General features: G+C 47.7%; 14 protein-coding genes, 1 tRNA gene and 1 pseudogene. 8 read left to right on the top strand and 8 right to left on the bottom strand.

Translation table 11 applies throughout. The features are described 5' to 3' along the window. Positions 1-63: 63 nt before the first annotated feature. Positions 64-1,836: an ABC transporter ATP-binding protein gene (locus ACYVF1_RS08000; protein WP_461077349.1), complete on the bottom strand. Its 1,773-nt coding sequence runs from the start codon at positions 1,834-1,836 to the stop codon at positions 64-66. A 175-nt stretch (positions 1,837-2,011) separates the two neighbouring features. Here ACYVF1_RS08000 and ACYVF1_RS08005 point away from each other — a divergent pair, with 175 nt between their 5' ends. From ACYVF1_RS08005 to ACYVF1_RS08015, 3 genes are all read left to right on the top strand, one after another. Further along, positions 2,012-2,539, top strand: coding sequence for a hypothetical protein (locus tag ACYVF1_RS08005; RefSeq protein WP_461077351.1), 528 nt, complete (start codon positions 2,012-2,014; stop codon positions 2,537-2,539). Positions 2,540-2,893: 354 nt separating this feature from the next. Next, positions 2,894-4,594, top strand: coding sequence for a C1 family peptidase (locus ACYVF1_RS08010; RefSeq protein WP_461077353.1), 1,701 nt, complete (start codon positions 2,894-2,896; stop codon positions 4,592-4,594). Continuing rightward, positions 4,578-5,519 carry a pentapeptide repeat-containing protein gene (locus ACYVF1_RS08015; protein WP_461077355.1) on the top strand — a complete coding sequence of 314 codons (942 nt, stop codon included), beginning with the start codon at positions 4,578-4,580 and terminating at the stop codon, positions 5,517-5,519. Before ACYVF1_RS08010 ends, ACYVF1_RS08015 begins: the two co-directional genes overlap by 17 nt. A 43-nt stretch (positions 5,520-5,562) precedes the next feature. On the opposite strand, the gene ACYVF1_RS08020 is transcribed toward ACYVF1_RS08015, so the two are convergent. The 7 genes from ACYVF1_RS08020 to pdxH form a co-directional block, all read right to left on the bottom strand. Then, positions 5,563-5,775: a DUF2283 domain-containing protein gene (locus tag ACYVF1_RS08020; RefSeq protein WP_461077357.1), complete on the bottom strand. Its 213-nt coding sequence runs from the start codon at positions 5,773-5,775 to the stop codon at positions 5,563-5,565. After that, positions 5,763-6,080, bottom strand: a complete 318-nt coding sequence (locus ACYVF1_RS08025; RefSeq protein ID WP_461077359.1) for a hypothetical protein — start codon at positions 6,078-6,080, stop codon at positions 5,763-5,765. Before ACYVF1_RS08025 ends, ACYVF1_RS08020 begins: the two co-directional genes overlap by 13 nt. Before the next feature lie 217 nt (positions 6,081-6,297). Further along, complete coding sequence (gene acs, locus ACYVF1_RS08030) at positions 6,298-8,193, bottom strand: acetate--CoA ligase (RefSeq protein WP_461077361.1); 1,896 nt, start codon at positions 8,191-8,193, stop codon at positions 6,298-6,300. Between the two features lie 110 nt (positions 8,194-8,303). Next, the gene (locus ACYVF1_RS08035; protein ID WP_461077363.1) at positions 8,304-9,251 is read right to left on the bottom strand and encodes an SGNH/GDSL hydrolase family protein; all 948 of its coding nucleotides are present in this window, start codon (positions 9,249-9,251) and stop codon (positions 8,304-8,306) included. Between the two features lie 13 nt (positions 9,252-9,264). Then, positions 9,265-9,480: a DUF6814 family protein gene (locus tag ACYVF1_RS08040; RefSeq protein ID WP_461077365.1), complete on the bottom strand. Its 216-nt coding sequence runs from the start codon at positions 9,478-9,480 to the stop codon at positions 9,265-9,267. 78 nt (positions 9,481-9,558) lie between these two features. Then, positions 9,559-11,109: an MFS transporter gene (locus ACYVF1_RS08045; protein WP_461077367.1), complete on the bottom strand. Its 1,551-nt coding sequence runs from the start codon at positions 11,107-11,109 to the stop codon at positions 9,559-9,561. A gap of 147 nt (positions 11,110-11,256) precedes the next feature. Then, on the bottom strand, positions 11,257-11,898 hold the full coding sequence (pdxH, locus tag ACYVF1_RS08050) for a pyridoxamine 5'-phosphate oxidase (RefSeq protein ID WP_461077369.1): 642 nt from the start codon (positions 11,896-11,898) through the stop codon (positions 11,257-11,259). Positions 11,899-11,993: 95 nt separating this feature from the next. On the opposite strand from pdxH, the gene ACYVF1_RS08055 reads away from it, so the two are divergent. The 5 genes and pseudogenes from ACYVF1_RS08055 (at position 11,994) to ACYVF1_RS08075 (ending at position 17,313) form a co-directional block, all read left to right on the top strand. Next, positions 11,994-14,414 carry a DUF349 domain-containing protein gene (locus tag ACYVF1_RS08055; RefSeq protein WP_461077371.1) on the top strand — a complete coding sequence of 807 codons (2,421 nt, stop codon included), beginning with the start codon at positions 11,994-11,996 and terminating at the stop codon, positions 14,412-14,414. Positions 14,415-14,520: 106 nt separating this feature from the next. Beyond that, positions 14,521-14,604 (top strand) — tRNA-Thr (locus tag ACYVF1_RS08060). Positions 14,605-14,847: 243 nt separating this feature from the next. Beyond that, a pseudogene (locus ACYVF1_RS08065) lies at positions 14,848-15,135 on the top strand (transposase); the annotation flags it as partial. A 132-nt stretch (positions 15,136-15,267) separates the two neighbouring features. After that, positions 15,268-15,474, top strand: a complete 207-nt coding sequence (locus tag ACYVF1_RS08070) for a transposase (RefSeq protein ID WP_461077373.1) — start codon at positions 15,268-15,270, stop codon at positions 15,472-15,474. 225 nt (positions 15,475-15,699) lie between these two features. Continuing rightward, a complete protein-coding gene (locus ACYVF1_RS08075) occupies positions 15,700-17,313 on the top strand; it encodes a sensor histidine kinase (RefSeq protein ID WP_461077375.1) in 1,614 nt (537 codons plus the stop codon). Positions 17,314-17,319 lie beyond the last annotated feature (6 nt).

The raw sequence follows: 17,319 nt of genomic DNA on the forward strand, positions 1-17,319 counted from the left end.
CCGATAAATCAAAACGCCGAACCATTAGGTTCGGCGTTTCTATAATTACTCACTACAGGTTATTTAAACGACTGCCAGTTCTTTTCGTTCGCCGATTTGCTGGCGCCACATCGCGTAGTAAAGCCCTTTCTGATCGAGTAGTTCCTCATGACGCCCCTGTTCGACAACCTGGCCTTGCTCCAGCACAAAGATGCGATCGGCGTGGAGGATAGTGCTTAGTCGGTGGGCAATCAGAATGGTGATATGCTGATGCGAACCCGATAACTGGCGCACGGTACGTCCAATTTCCTCTTCCGTGAGCGAATCCAGCGCCGACGTAGCTTCATCGAATACTAATAGAGCCGGTTTGCGCAGAAGCGCCCGGGCAATGCTAAGGCGCTGTTTCTCACCACCAGATACTTTTACGCCACCTTCGCCAATAACCGTATCAAGACCTTGTGGGGCACGTTTAAGCAACGAATCTGCCGCTGCCTGATGCAACGCTTTCAGACATTCTTCGTCGGTAGCGTCGGGCGCTACGAAACGCAGGTTTTCACGTATCGTCCCGGCGAAAAGTTGGGTATCCTGCGTCACAAAACCGATTTGTTCGCGCAGTTCATCCAGATTGACGTCAGAACCGGGAATGCCGTTGTACAGAATCTGCCCGTTCAGGGGCTTATACAATCCAACAAGCAATTTCACCAGCGTCGTTTTGCCCGAACCACTAGGGCCGACAAACGCAATGGTTTCACCAACCTGGGCATCAAACGAAATACCGTCGAGGGCGGGTTTTTCGGCCGTGAGGTGTTTAAAATGAACATCGTCGAAGGCCAGCGTTTGCAACGTATCGACGGGTTGCGGATGAGCCGGTTTTGTATCGCGAGGGGTGTTCAGAATCTGTTGAAAATTCGCCAGTGATGCTTCCGTTTCACGGTATACGTTGATAATGTTACCAAGCTCCTGAAGCGGACCAAAAATGGCAAACGAATAAATAAAGAGCGAGAAAAATTCGCCTACCGTAATCTGCTCCTTCACCACCAAAAACAGCATCAACAGCATAATGGCGTTACGTAGCAGGTTGACAAACGTACCTTGCACAAACGACAGCGACCGGATGTAACGAACTTTTTTGAGTTCGAGCTTCAGAATTTTACCAGTTGTGGCATTAAGCCGTTCGGTTTCCTGCTGGGCCAGCCCGAGACTTTTTACTAACTCAATATTACGTAGACTTTCGGTCGTAGATCCCGCCAGCGCCGTGGTTTCGGCAACAATGGTTTTCTGAACGGTCTTGATTTTTTTACTGAGCAGTGAACTCACAAATCCCAGTAGCGGAATCGTCAGGAAGTAAGCCGGCGCGATGGGCCAGTAGACTGTAGCGGCATACCACATCACGAATACAATGCCTACCACCGACGTAAACAATACGTTCACAAACGATTGAATCAGTTTCTCTACGTCGGTACGTACCTTCTGAAGTTTCCCCAACGTTTCGCCCGAACGCTGATCTTCAAACACCTGATACGGGAGGTCGAGCGAGTGGCGAAGACCATCGGTATAGAGTTGGGCGCCAAGTCGTTGCGTGATCACATTAACGTAGTAATCCTGAAAGTTTTTGGCAATGCGGCTTACCATTGCCACGCCGAGCGCCTGTAAAATCAATAAACCGGCGCCGTTTTGTAGAAAATCCCAGAAGCTCAGCGGACGTAGCGAACCATCGGGTTTAACTACGTATTGGTCGATGATTTTTCGAAAAATGTACGGATCAAGCAGGGAGAAAATCTGGTTGATGGCGGCTAGCAGCAGCGCAAGTGCCAACAGGCCCCAATAGCGCCGTAAATAGCTGTAAAGAAGTTGCATAGAATTGTTGTTAGTAGATGAACAGCGGAGAAAGAAGCAAACTCGCCTTTAAAATGAACACAAAAAAATTGATTTTAGGTCACGGAGCAGAAGGTTTTGGGCATGGGGTATAGGGATTATGTTGATTACTGTTTTTGCTCTCTGCCCTCTGCCAATTAATTACGAACTTTACCGCATGAAAAACGCATACGTACTTGTTCTGGCTGCTGGTCTGTTAACTGCTTGCGGAGGTAGTGAAAAAAAAGAAAGTGCTACGTCCGCTGGAGATTCGACGGTGGTAACAGCTTCTGCCCCAGAACCAAAGAATTGTCAGACTGTAATCGGAGCTGATAAACTAGGTAAATCCAACGAATATCAGGAGTCGGCTAAACCGATGAAATTCACGCTGACACTCGAACAGGATACCAGCGCTACGTCGACTGAAAAAGGTTGTTATTTTAACAATAACGTAACAGTACTGGCCGTGAAAAAATCGGGAAGCCGGGTATTCAAACGAACACTGGCCAAAGACGACATTGCGTATTTCTCAAAAAACGACGATGTGATTGCGCGTTCTATCCTAAAAAACGCTACGTATAAACCAACGTTCAACGGCCAACGCTACGTTACGGTGACGGTTCGGCTGGTTGATCCGGTTAACGAAAAGACGTCTGAGTATCTGGTCTATATGAACTATTTTGGTGAGATTGTAAAAGTAAAGTAGTCGTCTGATTTAAATTGACGCTACGTATTCAATCTGGCGGCTGCCTGTGATCAAAACACAGGCAGCCGTTTTTATTTCTGACGTACTAAAGGCCCCGACAGGCTCTGGCTGTCGGTTGTAATTACTGGGTTAGTCGCTGGCGCGACTCCGACAGCCAGAGCCTGTCGGGGCCCACCATTTACCCCGCAATAGTTCATAACACGATTTGTTCAGTTCAGTACATATTTTGAACAGTTGAAGCGGATTCCCATTTCTCGTCGGGCCGTAGCCGCCCAATTTCGTGGCGTCGTTTGTCGGCAAGGCGCCGATATACCGACGTACAATCCTCTTTTTAAACAACATTTAAAATACTTTATGAACACCACACGAATTTTGACAGCAACAGCCGTAACTGCATTGCTGTTCGGCTGTAAAACGATAGAAGAACAGGGGCCTAATCCTGGAAACAAACCCACTAACACAACCGGCTATGCGCTTGGCTTAAATGCTCAGAAAGAAGACCTGACCGACGCCCCGTATGCCATCAAATTTGGCGCTGTTAAAGCTGACAATCTGCCTGCTTCGTTTGATATGACCCAGTATCTGCCACCCGTCGGCGATCAGGGTCCTTATGGCACTTGTGCAGTCTGGGCAACGGGTTACTACGCAAAAACGGCTATTGAAGGTATTGCTAAAGGCTATACAACTACCCAGTTAAGTAGTTCTTCTTACCAGATCAGCCCGCGCGACTTGTTTACCGCTATTGATCCGAAAGAAAAGGGCGATAACTGTAATGGGACGAATTTTGAACCCATTATGGATGTACTTATGGCACGGGGCGGTGCTACGTTAGCGGTGGCTCCTTATACCAATTTAGGGGATTGCAGTAAAGCGACGGCATCGGCCAGCTGGGATACCGAAGCGGCTAAACATAAAATTAAAGCGTATCGTCTGGTCGACCCGACCGTTACGGCTGTTAAGCAGCAGTTGGTCAATAAAGTACCGGTTATAATTGGGGCCGAACTCGCCGACAATTTTATGACCTGGAACAGCGACAACGTACTGTCATCGAACACTACGTATGATAAAGTAGGTATGCACGCAGGCCACGCGCTGACAATTGTTGGCTATGATGACAAAAAAGGGCCGAATGGCGCTTTCAAAGTCATCAACTCCTGGGGAACAACCTGGGGCAGCAAAGGATTTATCTGGATCGACTACAATTTCATGCTTAACACATTTTTGATTCCTACGAAGGATGGAGGAAAAGAACTGTTTGTGATGAGCGAAACTGCGGTTAAACCGAACGACGATCCGCAACCCAACCCTAATCCACAGCCTGATCCTGGCACTGATGACGTTGATTTAGTGGCGTGGGTGAATTCGGATGCGTCTGATTATGAATCAACTGGTATAGCATCGGCCAGAGCGGTTGAATTCAATATCTACAACGGTGGTAGTTCTGACGCTATGTCTAAAACACCCTGGACAGCGTACTACATTTACTACAATGCAAAAAATGCTAATGACTACGGGGTACTGTTTCAACATACGTATTCAAACAAAAAGCTGCCAGCGAACAAGTTTAATTGTGCGAATGGAAACTGCGATCTGAACATAAACATTCCAGCCTACAGCAGCCTGTCAGAAGTATTGTTCGGAACCGACGATGGGGTACGTGCTACGTATAAAACGCCATCAAATCTGAGCGGCTCGTATTACCTGGTCTTGATGGTGGATGCCGACGATACGTTCGATGAATACGATGAAGAGGATAACTACTTCTACACGACGGATCGGCCGATCAAATTTAGAAACGGTTATGCCGCTCGTGAAGGCTATGACCAGGCAGGGACGGCTTTCTCGTTCAAAAACAAACTGACCATCAAAAGCCCCAAAAATACGCGTAAGCAGTTTGCTACAGCGGTTAATGCCGAACACCTGAACGCGTATGCTCCGCAGGAGATTTTTAACTTCCTACGTCAGCAGAAGAAAAGTGGTGCCCTGGCTCAGAAAGTTAAACAATATGTACAAGGTCAATCAACCCAGTTACTTAAAGGTGCTAAATCTAAATAATCTGGTTGCGATGCTGATGCTTTGCGTGGGTTGCCTGGCCTGTACGGCCACGGCAACCGACACAAAACCCATCCCGGCACGTAGCGTTCTGGAAAAAATCAGCAAGGGAGAGCCCGTTTTTATCGAAAACAAAACGATTGAAGGCGACCTGGATTTCACTACGTTGGCAACATATCCGCAAACGGAATCGATACGTAGCGTTGCGATTGAATCGTCGGTTTACTTCAAAAACTGCGTATTCACGGGAAAAGTAACGGCATTCAGCCAACGTAACGGTCAGACAATTCTCTGCGATTTTGGGAAAAACCTGACGTTTCTGAACTGCAAACTCAACGGCGAAACCAGTTTTCAATCGATTGCGGTACGTGGTATCAGCTCATTTGCGAACAGCCAGTTTAACCGGAACGTAACGTTTGAGGGTGCCCGGTTTGGTTCGGAAGCCTATTTCGACGGAACTCTGTTTGCCATGGAAGCGCGCTTTCAAACGGCCCATTTTGCGAAGATGGCCAGCTTCTGGAAAACCATCTGGGCAGGCGTTGTTTACTTCCAGAGTGCGGTGTTTGCGGGAGATGCCCGTTTCAATCTGGGTGATTTCAGAAGCAATCTGGATTTCTCGATGTGCACCACCGACGGTCTGTTGACGTTCAACCACGCGAACTGTACGGGCCGGAATATTTTTGACAATTGCCGGTTTCGTAACGCCGTTGATTTCGCAAATACTACGTTGAAAGAAGCGAGTTTTAAGGAAGCTTTCTTCGATACAAAAGCAACGTTCATTGGCGTAAAAAGCGAATCGCTGTCATTTGAAAATGCGTTTTTTCTGTCGCAGAAGCCCCTGCTCGATTCTGCTGGTTCATCGAATAATACGCTGAACGTAACGGGCGCAAGATTGGCTACGGCCAGTGTTATTTCTGCCAAGCGTTAAAAGCAAACACCCCGAAAGCTAAAAACTTTCGGGGTGTTTGGCTTTAAATAGTAACAGCTTCAAAACTGACTGGGAGGTTTTTATGATCAGCAGGACGAAAATTCAATTTTTCAAAACCAATTACTTCCCCCTGCGCATTTTTCATCAGAATGAGCTCTTCACCCGTTTCTTCGCTAATCGTTTCGTCCTGACGATTGCCAAACCATACGGTTAATGTATTACCTACCGTATCGTGAAAAACACTTATTTTATCCATATTATTTCGCCCTCCTTAAGCGCATCTGTTGGATAAGCTGTAATCAAGAAATTCCTTTCGTCAAGTTGATTCTTAACCACAGCACAAGCCCAACGTTTTTTCTTTATTGTTCTATAAAACAAATATACCGATTCATCGGATTTGCTTCTTCGAATTTCGTCAGGTTGTTGCAATGTATCCTTAATTAACTCTTCCTGACCAGCTAAAATGGGATGCTTTTGTGTGACAATTAGTTCCCAGCGTTGTTTGTCAATTGTTACGATAAAACCTAAAGGAGTTTCGACCGAGAATAAAATAGTGTTCATAAATAAACTGGCCCGGTTCGCCTATCATCCAGCTTTGCGTCAATAAAAAAGCTGTTCAGATACTGGTTGGAATAAGCCATTTAGTTATCCAACCAAATCAGAACAGCCTCTTTGCCTGATTGGCAATTACGTAACAATACTAGTTAATTTAAGAACAAGAAACAATAGAGTTAATAGATCCCTGTTGGTCCTTCCGCAAATTAAATCGATGGAAAATTTACAACGCCCCCGCCTTTATCTCATCCACCACCGCCGGGTCGAGCAACGTAGTGGTATCGCCTAAGTTGCTGGTGTCGCCTTCCGCGATTTTGCGTAGGATTCGGCGCATGATTTTGCCAGAACGTGTTTTTGGCAAGCCCGCTACAAATTGAATTTTGTCAGGTTTGGCAATAGGACCGATGATACGACTTACCGTAGCCAGAATGTCTCGTTTGGTTAATTCATCATCATGACCGCCACTGTTATTTTCAGTAATGACATAGGCGTAAATTCCCTGGCCCTTGATGTCGTGCGGGTAACCTACAACGGCGCTTTCCACTACGCCCGTATGCATGTTAATGGCGTTTTCGACTTCGGCAGTGCCGATGCGGTGGCCTGATACGTTCAGTACATCATCGACGCGGCCCGTGATGCGGTAGTAGCCGTCTTTGTCGCGGAGGCAGCCGTCGCCGGTGAAATACAGTCCCGGATACGTAGCGAAGTACGTCTGACGGCAGCGCTCGTGATCGCCATACGTAGTACGTAATATGCCCGGCCACGGAAACTTCATGCAAAGGTTACCACTAACGCCGTTCCCTTCAATCTCTTTCCCATTTTCATCGACCAGAACCGGCTGTACGCCCGGTAGGGGCAACGTAGCATAAGTCGGTTTCGTTTTGGTGATGCCCGCCAGGGGGGAAATCAGCATACCGCCGGTTTCGGTCTGCCACCACGTATCGACAATGGGACAACGGTTTTTGCCGATATTGTCGTTATACCAATACCAGGCTTCTTCGTTAATGGGCTCACCTACAGAGCCTAACACCTGCAAGCTGCTCAGGTCGTGATTCTCAACTTTTTCAAGTCCAAAACCCATTAACGAACGGATAGCAGTTGGAGCCGTGTACAGAATGTTGACCTTGTATTTATCGACAATATCCCAGAAGCGACCGCAATCGGGGTACGTCGGAACGCCTTCGAAAATGATCGACGTAGCACCGCAGGCCAGTGGGCCATAAACGATGTAACTATGACCCGTAATCCAGCCAATGTCGGCGGTGCAGAAATGGATTTGACCTGGTTCATACTGAAATACATTTTCAAAGGTGTAAGCTGTATAAACCATGTAACCACCACAGGTATGGACTACACCTTTGGGTTTACCCGTTGAGCCGGATGTGTACAAAATGAACAGCATATCTTCGGCGTCCATTTCTTCGGCGGGGCAATCGGCGGTAACCTGTTTCAGTTCCTGTTCCCACCACACATCGCGACCTTTCAGCATCGAAACCGGCGTGCGTGTGCGTGTCATCACAATTACTTTCTGCACACTCGGGCAACCGATCAGGGCATCATCGACCGTACTTTTCAGGCCGATTTCTTTATTTCCCCGATACGCTCCATCGGCTGTAACTACTACTTTACACTGGGCATCATTGATACGGTCGGCAATACTCTGCGCCGAAAAACCACCGAAAACCACCGAATGAACCGCTCCGATACGGGCGCAGGCCAGTACGGCAATGGCCAGTTCGGGCACCATCGGCATATAAATACAAACCCGGTCGCCTTTCACGACGCCATTACGTTTCAATACGTTGGCAAAGCGGCAAACCTGATCGTGAAGCATCCTGTAAGTCAACGTAACACCCGCTTCGTTGGGGTCGTTGGGTTCCCAGATGATGGCTGGTTGATCACCCCGTTCGGCCAGGTGACGGTCTAGGCAGTTTTCGGTAATATTAAGTTTACCACCTACGAACCACTTTACATCGGGTTCGGTAAAATTCCACTGAAGCGTTTTGGTCCAGGGTTTGCGCCACTGGAAATTCTGAGCAATCTCGGCCCAGAATCCTTCCGGGTCGTCAACACTTTTCTGATAAGCTGTCTGGTATTCGTCAAAGGTTCGGATACGCATGAGTCGTAAAAGGATAAAAACGAATAAGAACGTAAAGGTAAAATTTGTACGATTATGGCAGCTATTAAAATGCGCTTTCTAACCGTATATCGGTCGCGCTACGTCCGTTTTTACTTGACTAACGTTCTGATTTGTTTTTCGATGTCGGCGGCTTTTGCCTGCGCTTCGGGGAGGGGTTGACCCATAGCCATACCGGGTCGTTTGTGGCCTGTCGCAGTCAGCCAGGCATCTTTCATCAGGTTTTGCCGATCGGCGATGAGCTTGCTGATTTGGGCCGAATTAGGAATTGAAGCAATCGAAGATTTCAAATCTGTAGCCGATGCTACACTTTTTTCGCCAATACCGAGCAGTATACTTTTAGCCATAACCCAATGGCCAACATCGCCGGGATGAATACCATCTTCGGCCAGCGCAAAAGCAGTAATACCGAACGTAGCGTCTACTTTTCGGTGGGCTTCCAGCAATTTTTTCATGGGGTAATGGATGTCCACTACGTTCCACTTTTGAACTGTTTTCTGTTCAAGCAGCCAATCCGCGTAACGGTCGAGGACAGCAGCATATCCGATTTTGCCGCCCTTTAACTCGTCGTAATCGGGTGGCGTGATGTGGATGATAGGGACTCCCGTTTTCACTACTTCGTCGTGCAGCCACTGAATACCTTCTTTGAATTTCGCGAATCGGCTTTCATCAAAGGGCAAATAAATGCCGTCGTTCATGCCGTAGCAGGCGAAGACTAAATCGGGCTTTGTTTGCGCCAGAACGCGGGCCAGGCGTTCGTGCAAATCAGGGCGGGGGAACTTTCCGTCGGCATGGCCTTCTTCCGAAAGTCCCGAAACGGTTTCGCTCGGCAGCCCGACGTTGATGAATTCAATCGGCTGGTTTGGGTAGTGTGTTACGTAGTACGTTTCAATGGCCGTTACGTACTTGCCCGCATACGTAATACTATTTCCCAGAAACAGAACGCGCTTAATATTTGCCGGAAATAACGATTGCCCAAACGCTACGTTGCTCAACGGCGAAAGAACGGTCAGCAGAAAAATGGCTAACCAACGTAACATTAGGCTTCCTATCTTACGAATCATATTCGCCATCCAGTGCGTATTTCCCGAACAAAATCAGACCGCCGACCACGATGGGAGTAAGCACCAGCAAAACTACCCAACCAAAGACACGGTCTTCCAATTGTGAGCTGTCGATTTTTGTCAGGCTGTCGGTAATCCGGTCGTAGCCAACGTAGAGGCCGAGTCCAATCCATACTACGCCGAGGTATTTTTTAAGAAGTTCCATAGTATGTCTGGGCCAAGCTCCAGTTTGGCCCGTTTGAATTTTGCTATGGCCAAACTGGAGCTTGGCCTAAACAGAAGATTAATCCTCTGCCGTGGTGTAGCTTTTATTATTCAGATATAAAATTCCAATGACAAAGCAGACACCCGCCACCAGAATAGGATACCAAAGTCCTTCAAGATAAGGCTTATCAACCGAACCAGGTACGGCCTGGTTGGCTTTTGTCGCCGTGGCAACCAGCGCCGTAGCGACAAATGGCGTCAATCCACCAAACACGCCGTTACCGATATGGTAGGGCAGCGACATTGATGTATAGCGAATACGGGTCGGAAACAACTCTACCAGAAAGGCGGCAATCGGCCCGTAAACCATCGTTACGTAAGCAACCTGCACAAATACCAGCAGAACCATCAGCCAGAAACTGCCGTCGGGCAACGTAACGGATTTGCTCAATTCCGGCTTAGCGGACGCTACGGTTTTTTCAACGTCTTTGGCGATTAACCCATCCGTGTAGATATGGGTCGTCGTTGTTGTTACCTGAGTATCACCGTTGCCTAGTTTGACTTGTTTTCGGTCGATGGTGCGGGCATCGGTAACTTCCTGCTGTTTCGATAAATCGGTCAGACTGTACATTTTATCATAAATTGGGCGATACGTAATGATGCCCAGCAGCATTCCCGCCAGCATGATCGACTTCCGTCCAATTCGGTCCGATAATCCGCCAAAGACTACAAAAAGGGGCGTAGCAGCCAGTAGCGCAATCGCTACAATCAGGTTCGATTGCACAAACTCTACGTTACAGGCTTTCTGAATGAACGATAACGCGTAAAATTGGCCTGTATACCAGATTACGCCCTGACCAGCCGTGGCTCCGAACAAGGCCAGCAAAACCATTTTTAGATTCTGTTTTTTACCAAAACTTTCTGCCAGCGGATTTTTCGAGACTTTTCCCTCCGACTTTAATTTCGAGAACAGGGGCGATTCGGCCATGCGCATACGGATCACAATGGATACGGCGACCAACAGAATCGATAGCAGAAACGGCACACGCCAACCCCATTCGGAAAACGTATCGACGCCTAACGTTTCACGCGTAATCAGAATCACGCCCAGCGAAACGAACAGTCCTAACGTAGCAGTAGTCTGGATAAAACTTGTGTAATAACCCCGCCGGCCTTCGGGTGCGTATTCTGCTACGTACGTAGCGGCTCCGCCATACTCACCTCCAAGAGCCAGCCCTTGAATGAGACGTAGCAAAAGAACCAGTAAGGGGGCCCAGAAGCCAATCGTGGCATAACCGGGAATCAGGCCGATGGCGAACGTAGAGCCGCCCATAAGCACCAGCGTTACCAGAAACGTATATTTTCGGCCTACCAAATCGCCAAGTCTCCCGAAAACCAGTGCACCAAACGGACGTACCACAAAACCGGCGGCAAACGTAGCGAGCGTTGACAGGAGGGCGGCTGTCGGATTATCTTTCGGGAAAAACTGTGAAGAAAGAATGGCGGCCAGGCTGCCAAAAATATAAAAGTCGTACCACTCAATGAGCGTTCCGACCGACGAAGCTGAAATAACACTAAACAGCGTGCGATTCGATACGGCCTGATGCGCTCTGGCTTTACTGCCCGTCATAGGAATGGAGGAAAAGGGAGTTCAGACGTAAAAGAAAGCTGTTTCTGAATTTTACCCGGGTCAAAGAGCGAAAGAGTGAATGAGTGAAAGAGCGAATACCATCCGGCAGGTTCGCTCTTTCACTCATTCACTCTTTCGCTCTTTAAATCAGGGCGACAGCCGCTCAATCATCCAGCTTTCTCCTTCTTTCCGGTACCGAATCCGGTCGTGCAGGCGGCTGGGACGTCCTTGCCAGAACTCCACGACGTTGGGTACGATTCTAAAACCGCCCCAGTAGGGTGGGCGAGGAATTGTTTGATTCTCAAATTGAACTTCGATTTCGTGCTGACGGGTTTCTAATACATCTCGATTCGGAATTACCGAACTTTGGTGCGATGTCCAGGCTCCAATCTGACTTCCGCGAGGGCGACTATTAAAATACGTATCAGATTCTTCTGAACTAACTTTCTCGACCCGACCTTCGACCCGAATCTGCCGTTCCAGTTCAGGATAAAAGAAGGTAAGACTGGCAAAAGGGTGGGCAATTAATTCCTGCCCTTTCCGGCTCTCGTAATTGGTAAAAAAGACGAATCCAGCCTCAGAAACGCCTTTCAGAAGCACAATACGTCCATCGGGCCGACCTTCTGAGGTTACGGTACTGAGGTGCATGGCATTTGGTTCCGGAACCTTTGCCTGAACAGCCGCATCGAACCAGTTTTGAAACTGGGAAACAGGGTTGGGTAGCACATCGGCGATATCCAAGCCGGCCAGTGTGTATTCGTTACGTAAATGACTGATGTCTGAGGACATTATGATTGCTCTATTTATCGCCTTTTCACTGACGCTACTACAAGAAAATCCGTATATAATCGTACTTTTGCAAAAGTAATCGGTACGTTCCCAACATGGCAAACCAAGAACAGGAAATTAACCAGCAACCGGAAACCACGAATCAGGCAACCGATGCGCTGGCAGTGAATACCCCCGAATCCTTTACCCCCTCTGGAGCGGAAGACCTCGTTGCGGCTACGCCCGGCGAATCGGAAGCTGAGAGTGCAGCAGCTACGCCCCAATCGGCGGACGCTACGTCTACGCTCTCTGACGAACCCACAGAGGCCACAGGTGTTACAGAAACAACACCCGTATCATCCGAAACAACAACCAATTTGACTGAGTCTGCCCCTGTTGCGAACGAAGACGTATCAGTAACTCCCGAAGAGGTTTCAGAAACGGACAATACAGCTTCAGATACGGTGAATGAGCCCGTTGCATCGGCAGCAAGTGCTGACACGCCGGCTATGTCGGTAGAAGAACCGGCTATTTCGCCTGAAGCCGATGTACCGGTGCACATAGCGGAAACTGAGGATATGGGTTCATCGGTTTCGGCTGACGAGCCTACGGCTGAAACCTCGGCCGAGACGGTAGCTCAACAAGCGCCGGCTTTAGAACAAACTGAGGCAGAGCCAGCTATAAGCGAAGATATAACCGCCCAATATGCCACTGTGCCGGAACCAGAGGAAGAAGCAGATCAATCTTCTCAGCCTGCTACGGATTATAGCCATTTTTCGAAACAGGATTTTGTAAACCTGCTCGAAACGCAGATGGCGACTATAAGCACGGCAAGTGTAAATCCCAGTGATTTCAAAAAGGCCGATCAAGTGCTCAAAGAAGTTAAGCCCTTGTTCGATCAGATGAAACGCGCTGAACGGGAAGCGGCCCTGCAAACATACGTAGCGGAAACTGGCGCCGAAGAAGGTTTTGAGTATAAGTATGACGATTTGGTACAGCGGTTCGATGAGCTGTATAAGCAAATTAAAAGTCAGAAAAACACGTACTTCCAGAATTTGGATAAGGCGAAGGATAACAATTTTGCCGCCAAAACCGAGCTACTTACCCGCCTGCGCGAACTCGTTGAAAACGACGAAAACAACGCGGGCGATCCGAAAGTGAGCTGGAACGAGTTTAAAAAGATTCAGGACGAGTGGAAAGCGGCTGGAAACATGAATTCCCCGCATAATGCTACGTTGTGGGCTACGTATCATGCTCTGGTAGACCGTTATTACAGCAATCGTAACATTTACTTTGAGCTTAAAGAGCTTGACCGTAAACGTAACGCTACGCTCAAAACGGAGGTTATCGAGAAGGTAGAAGCGATGGCAAAAGCCGTGGGAGAAACGGCTGTCACCCGCCAAACGATTGACGAAGCGAATGCCCTGTTCGAAGAATATAAACACATTGGACCGGCTCCTAAAGCTGAGCAGGAAGTGCTGTGGGGGCGGATGAAAGCGGCTCTGGATGTGCTGTATGATAAGCGTCGCGACCAAACCAATGAGCAGCGGAAAGAATCGGCTCAGTTATATGAAGAAAAATCGGCTATTTATGAAGAGCTGGTCCCGCTAACTTCATTTACGTCGAACAGCATAAATGACTGGAATGACCGGACCAAAGTGGTTATGGGCCTTCAGGATCGTTGGAATGCCATTAAGGGGCCTATGCCGCGTGAGGAAGGTAAAGAGTTAAGCAAAAAATTCTGGGCTGCTCTGAAAACATTCTTCCATAACAAGGGTGAATTTTTCCGGCAGTTAGAAAGCAAGCGAGAAGAAAATCTGCGGGCAAAAGTTCAGCTTTGCGAGCAGGTAGAAGCTATTCTGGCTGCTGGACAGGAATCGCCAGAGATTACGCAGACGGTAATTGAGCTACAGAAGCAGTGGAAAAATATTGGTCAGGTTCCAGAGAAACAGAAGAATTCTATCTTCGACCGATTCAAAGCTGCCTGTGACGCCTTCTTCGATAAAAAACGCTCTAAAAATCAGGAAACTGAGCGTGAATTTGAAGAGAATTTAGCGCAGAAAAATGCTCTGATTGAACGTATCGAAGCCGCAGCTACGGCCAACGCCGACCTCTCTCAACTGAATGAGTTCAAGAAGGAATGGAACGCCATTGGTTTCGTGCCGAAGAAAGATATGCAGTCGACCCAGAAGCGGTATATCAATGCAGTGAATGCTTTGGTTGGCGCAACAGGTAAAATTCCAGCAAAAGATAAAGAGCGAATCATGCTGCAAAGCGAAGCCGAAGCCATTCGTGGCGGACGCGATTCGAACCGGGGAGGCAGCTATCGTGATGGAGGAGATAACAAGCGGGAAAGCGACATCCGTCGACGTATCACGGCGATTGAAAATGATATTGCTACGTATCGGAACAATATCGAATTTTTCGCCCGTTCGAAAAACGCTGACAAGCTCCGCGCTGACATTGACAAAAAAATTGCTGATGCCGAAAAACAACTGGCTGATCTTCGGCATCAGTTGCGGGTAGCACAGGCATAAGCTTACTACGTTTTGATTGCATATATGACAAAAAATAAAATTGCTTTTGCATGTAACGCGCAAAATCGTTAGTTTTGCACCACAATTCAGAAATGGATTAAGGATTGCCAGTGTCGGATAGCGGTCGATTCCGCCTGATTTGTAATCAGGATGCGCAAGCGCGTCGGGGGTTCGAATCCCTCCACTGGCTCATTGATTATCAAGCTCTTACGTTATATGGCGTAAGAGCTTTTTTCTTTAGTTGCACTATATTTTTATAGATAGAATATAGCAACAGATATATGAATAGTTATCAATGATGTTTATAAAGGAGAACTATTCAAAGTGGAGCTGCTACATTTGACTGGACATTTTGTTGAGACTCATTTAACTTAGTTGACCACCAAAACCACTAGAAGATAGTACGACCGCACGGGCAGCCACGGAAGAGTTTAAAAAGATGGCCGTGGAGCTATCCGAGGCAAAAGGTTCTCTAAAAGAGACGGCTCAAGAATTAGGTCCTACTGCCCAGATATTGACCCAATGGCATAGAGAACGAGCGGTGGCTCATGGTGCCGGAACCATCAGCCGAATCCAATCCAGCCAAGAACAACAAGAAATAGTGCGGCTGAAAAAGGAAATCAAACAAGTTGAGTTGGATCGGATCGCCGAAGCGACGCGATACTCTAAAAAGGCAGACGGCACCTTCCCTAGAGGAGACGGTAAATATTCTGATTTATAAAGGCTCACCAAACCGAGTTTCCCGTTGAGACGAAGTGTATAGTAATGCATGTGAGATGTAGTAGCTATTATTAGCTAACCCAGTGACCCACCAAAAGGAACATTGAAAATCAGACTATTATACAGTTAATCGGTGGCTTATTCACCTCAGTATAAATATGTAAACCCTAAAATTACTCAAGACCTTCATGCTCAGGGTATAAAAGTATCCAGACCTCGCGTAGTCCGACTTATGAAACATGCTAACCTGAAAGGTATCATTCAGAAGAAATATGTGGTGACAACCACTTATTCAAAGCACACTTACCCGCAGGCTTACAACCATTTGAGCTTAATTTGAGGAAATATTAAATGGGCTAGAAATGTTTGAGTTAGGCGTACCCTCTCCAATGGAAAATTTACATTCAACTGGCCTCATGCTTGTCCATTATTAGACTAATGCGAAGCGTTATCTTGTGAGGAGGTAAGTTGTAGTTCATAACGTCTGAACTACATTAATCCGGTTTTGTAATGGCTAAGTTTTAACCTTTTTGGTTAGTTTCGCAATGGGTATCCGAACCAACATATGACTTCACCTTCAACACCTCCTCATCAGAATGGAGAAGCCGAAAACGAACGGTTGCGCTTTGCTCTACAAGCCGCCGGAATCGGTACTTGGGATATTAACCTACACACTCAAGTAGCTTGGTGGGATCAACGCACTCAGGAGCTCTATGGAATAACCGGTTTCGACACCCGTACTTTTTCCCAACCTCAGGCCCTACTGAGCTATGTCCATCCTGGCGATCAGCAACCCATTGAGCAGGCCATGCAGTGGGCTTTGAATCCAAAATCCGGAGGTAAATACGAAATTGAATTCCGCATCAACCGCCGGGACAATGGTCAGCTGCGCTGGCTACAGGCGATTGGTCAAGCTTATTTTGATGAGCATGGACAGCCTATCCGCCTGTCAGGTACTGCCCAGGATATTACTAAGGCGGTTATGGAACGGCAACTTACCCAACAAGTTCAGGAAGATCTGCAACGAGCCATTGAACTGGCCCAATTGGGAACATGGCAATATGATCTGGCTACAGGCCAAATTGATTATTCCCCACGACTACGGGCCTGGCACGGCATTGAAGCAGATCAGCTTATTACTACTGAGCTAGCTTTTCAGTTTGTTCATTCTGAAGATTGGGCTCGGGTACGGGCATCGATGCAAGCGGCTACCGCTTCGGGATCAGATGGCCATTATGAGGTTGAATACCGAGTCCGCTTAGGCCTTAATGAAGCTGAACGGATTTTTTATTCGTTGGGGAAATCGTATTTTACCCCTCAGGGCCAGGCCTACAAGATTAGTGGCATGGTGCAGGAAGTAACCCAACAACGACAGGGACAACTGGCCCTTGAGCAGCAGGTGATTCAGCGAACTCAGCAGTTGGAATCGTCCTTGGCGGAGTTACGACGCTCCAATGAGCGTCTGCAGCAATTTGCGTATGTGGCTAGCCATGATTTGCAAGAACCTTTACGGAAAATCCAGCAATTTGGCGACCTGTTGCAGCAAAAACATGGTGGCCAGCTAGGTGCAGATAGTAGTTATTTATCGCGTATGCAAGTGGCTGCCAATCGGATGTCCCGTTTAATAAAGGACTTGTTGGCTTACTCGCGCATTGGAACTCAGCCACACCAGGTTAAAGCCGTCAGTCTGACCTCCCTTATGGATGCACTGATTCAGGATTTCGAGCTACCTATTCAGGAAACAGGAGCTCAACTGATATTGGACGACCTGCCGACCGTGCGAGGAGACGAATCCCAATTAAACCTGCTATTTCGCAACTTACTGAGTAACGCACTCAAATTCCATCCCATCCCGGCGTTAGACGAGTTGGTCGTACCCCAAGTTAGAGTGTTTGCTGCACAGGTCCTGGCTGAAGACTTACCTGCCGAAGTTCATCCGGCTGAAGCATCGTTTGCTTATTACCGAATTGATGTACAGGATAACGGGATTGGTTTTGATGCAAAATATTTGGACCGCATCTTTACGGTGTTTCAACGGCTACATGCAGCTAAGGTGTATGCGGGTACAGGCATTGGGCTGGCCATTTGCGAGAGAGTAGTAACCAATCATGGCGGATGGATAACCGCTCAAAGTCAACCTGGGCAGGGGGCAACTTTCAGTGTGTATTTACCTGTCTAGACACAC

It is taken from the genome of Spirosoma flavus, assembly GCF_054778555.1.

Excerpts from the sequence above, each read along its gene's own strand:
- ACYVF1_RS08000 (WP_461077349.1), bottom strand. The coding sequence starts at position 1,836 with ATGCAACTTCTTTACAGCTATTTACGGCGCTATTGGGGCCTGTTGGCA.
- ACYVF1_RS08005 (WP_461077351.1), top strand. The coding sequence starts at position 2,012 with ATGAAAAACGCATACGTACTTGTTCTGGCTGCTGGTCTGTTAACTGCT.
- ACYVF1_RS08010 (WP_461077353.1), top strand. The coding sequence starts at position 2,894 with ATGAACACCACACGAATTTTGACAGCAACAGCCGTAACTGCATTGCTG.
- ACYVF1_RS08020 (WP_461077357.1), bottom strand. The coding sequence starts at position 5,775 with ATGGATAAAATAAGTGTTTTTCACGATACGGTAGGTAATACATTAACC.
- ACYVF1_RS08025 (WP_461077359.1), bottom strand. The coding sequence starts at position 6,080 with ATGAACACTATTTTATTCTCGGTCGAAACTCCTTTAGGTTTTATCGTA.
- acs (WP_461077361.1), bottom strand. The coding sequence starts at position 8,193 with ATGCGTATCCGAACCTTTGACGAATACCAGACAGCTTATCAGAAAAGT.
- ACYVF1_RS08035 (WP_461077363.1), bottom strand. The coding sequence starts at position 9,251 with ATGTTACGTTGGTTAGCCATTTTTCTGCTGACCGTTCTTTCGCCGTTG.
- ACYVF1_RS08040 (WP_461077365.1), bottom strand. The coding sequence starts at position 9,480 with ATGGAACTTCTTAAAAAATACCTCGGCGTAGTATGGATTGGACTCGGC.
- ACYVF1_RS08045 (WP_461077367.1), bottom strand. The coding sequence starts at position 11,109 with ATGACGGGCAGTAAAGCCAGAGCGCATCAGGCCGTATCGAATCGCACG.
- pdxH (WP_461077369.1), bottom strand. The coding sequence starts at position 11,898 with ATGTCCTCAGACATCAGTCATTTACGTAACGAATACACACTGGCCGGC.
- ACYVF1_RS08055 (WP_461077371.1), top strand. The coding sequence starts at position 11,994 with ATGGCAAACCAAGAACAGGAAATTAACCAGCAACCGGAAACCACGAAT.
- ACYVF1_RS08075 (WP_461077375.1), top strand. The coding sequence starts at position 15,700 with ATGACTTCACCTTCAACACCTCCTCATCAGAATGGAGAAGCCGAAAAC.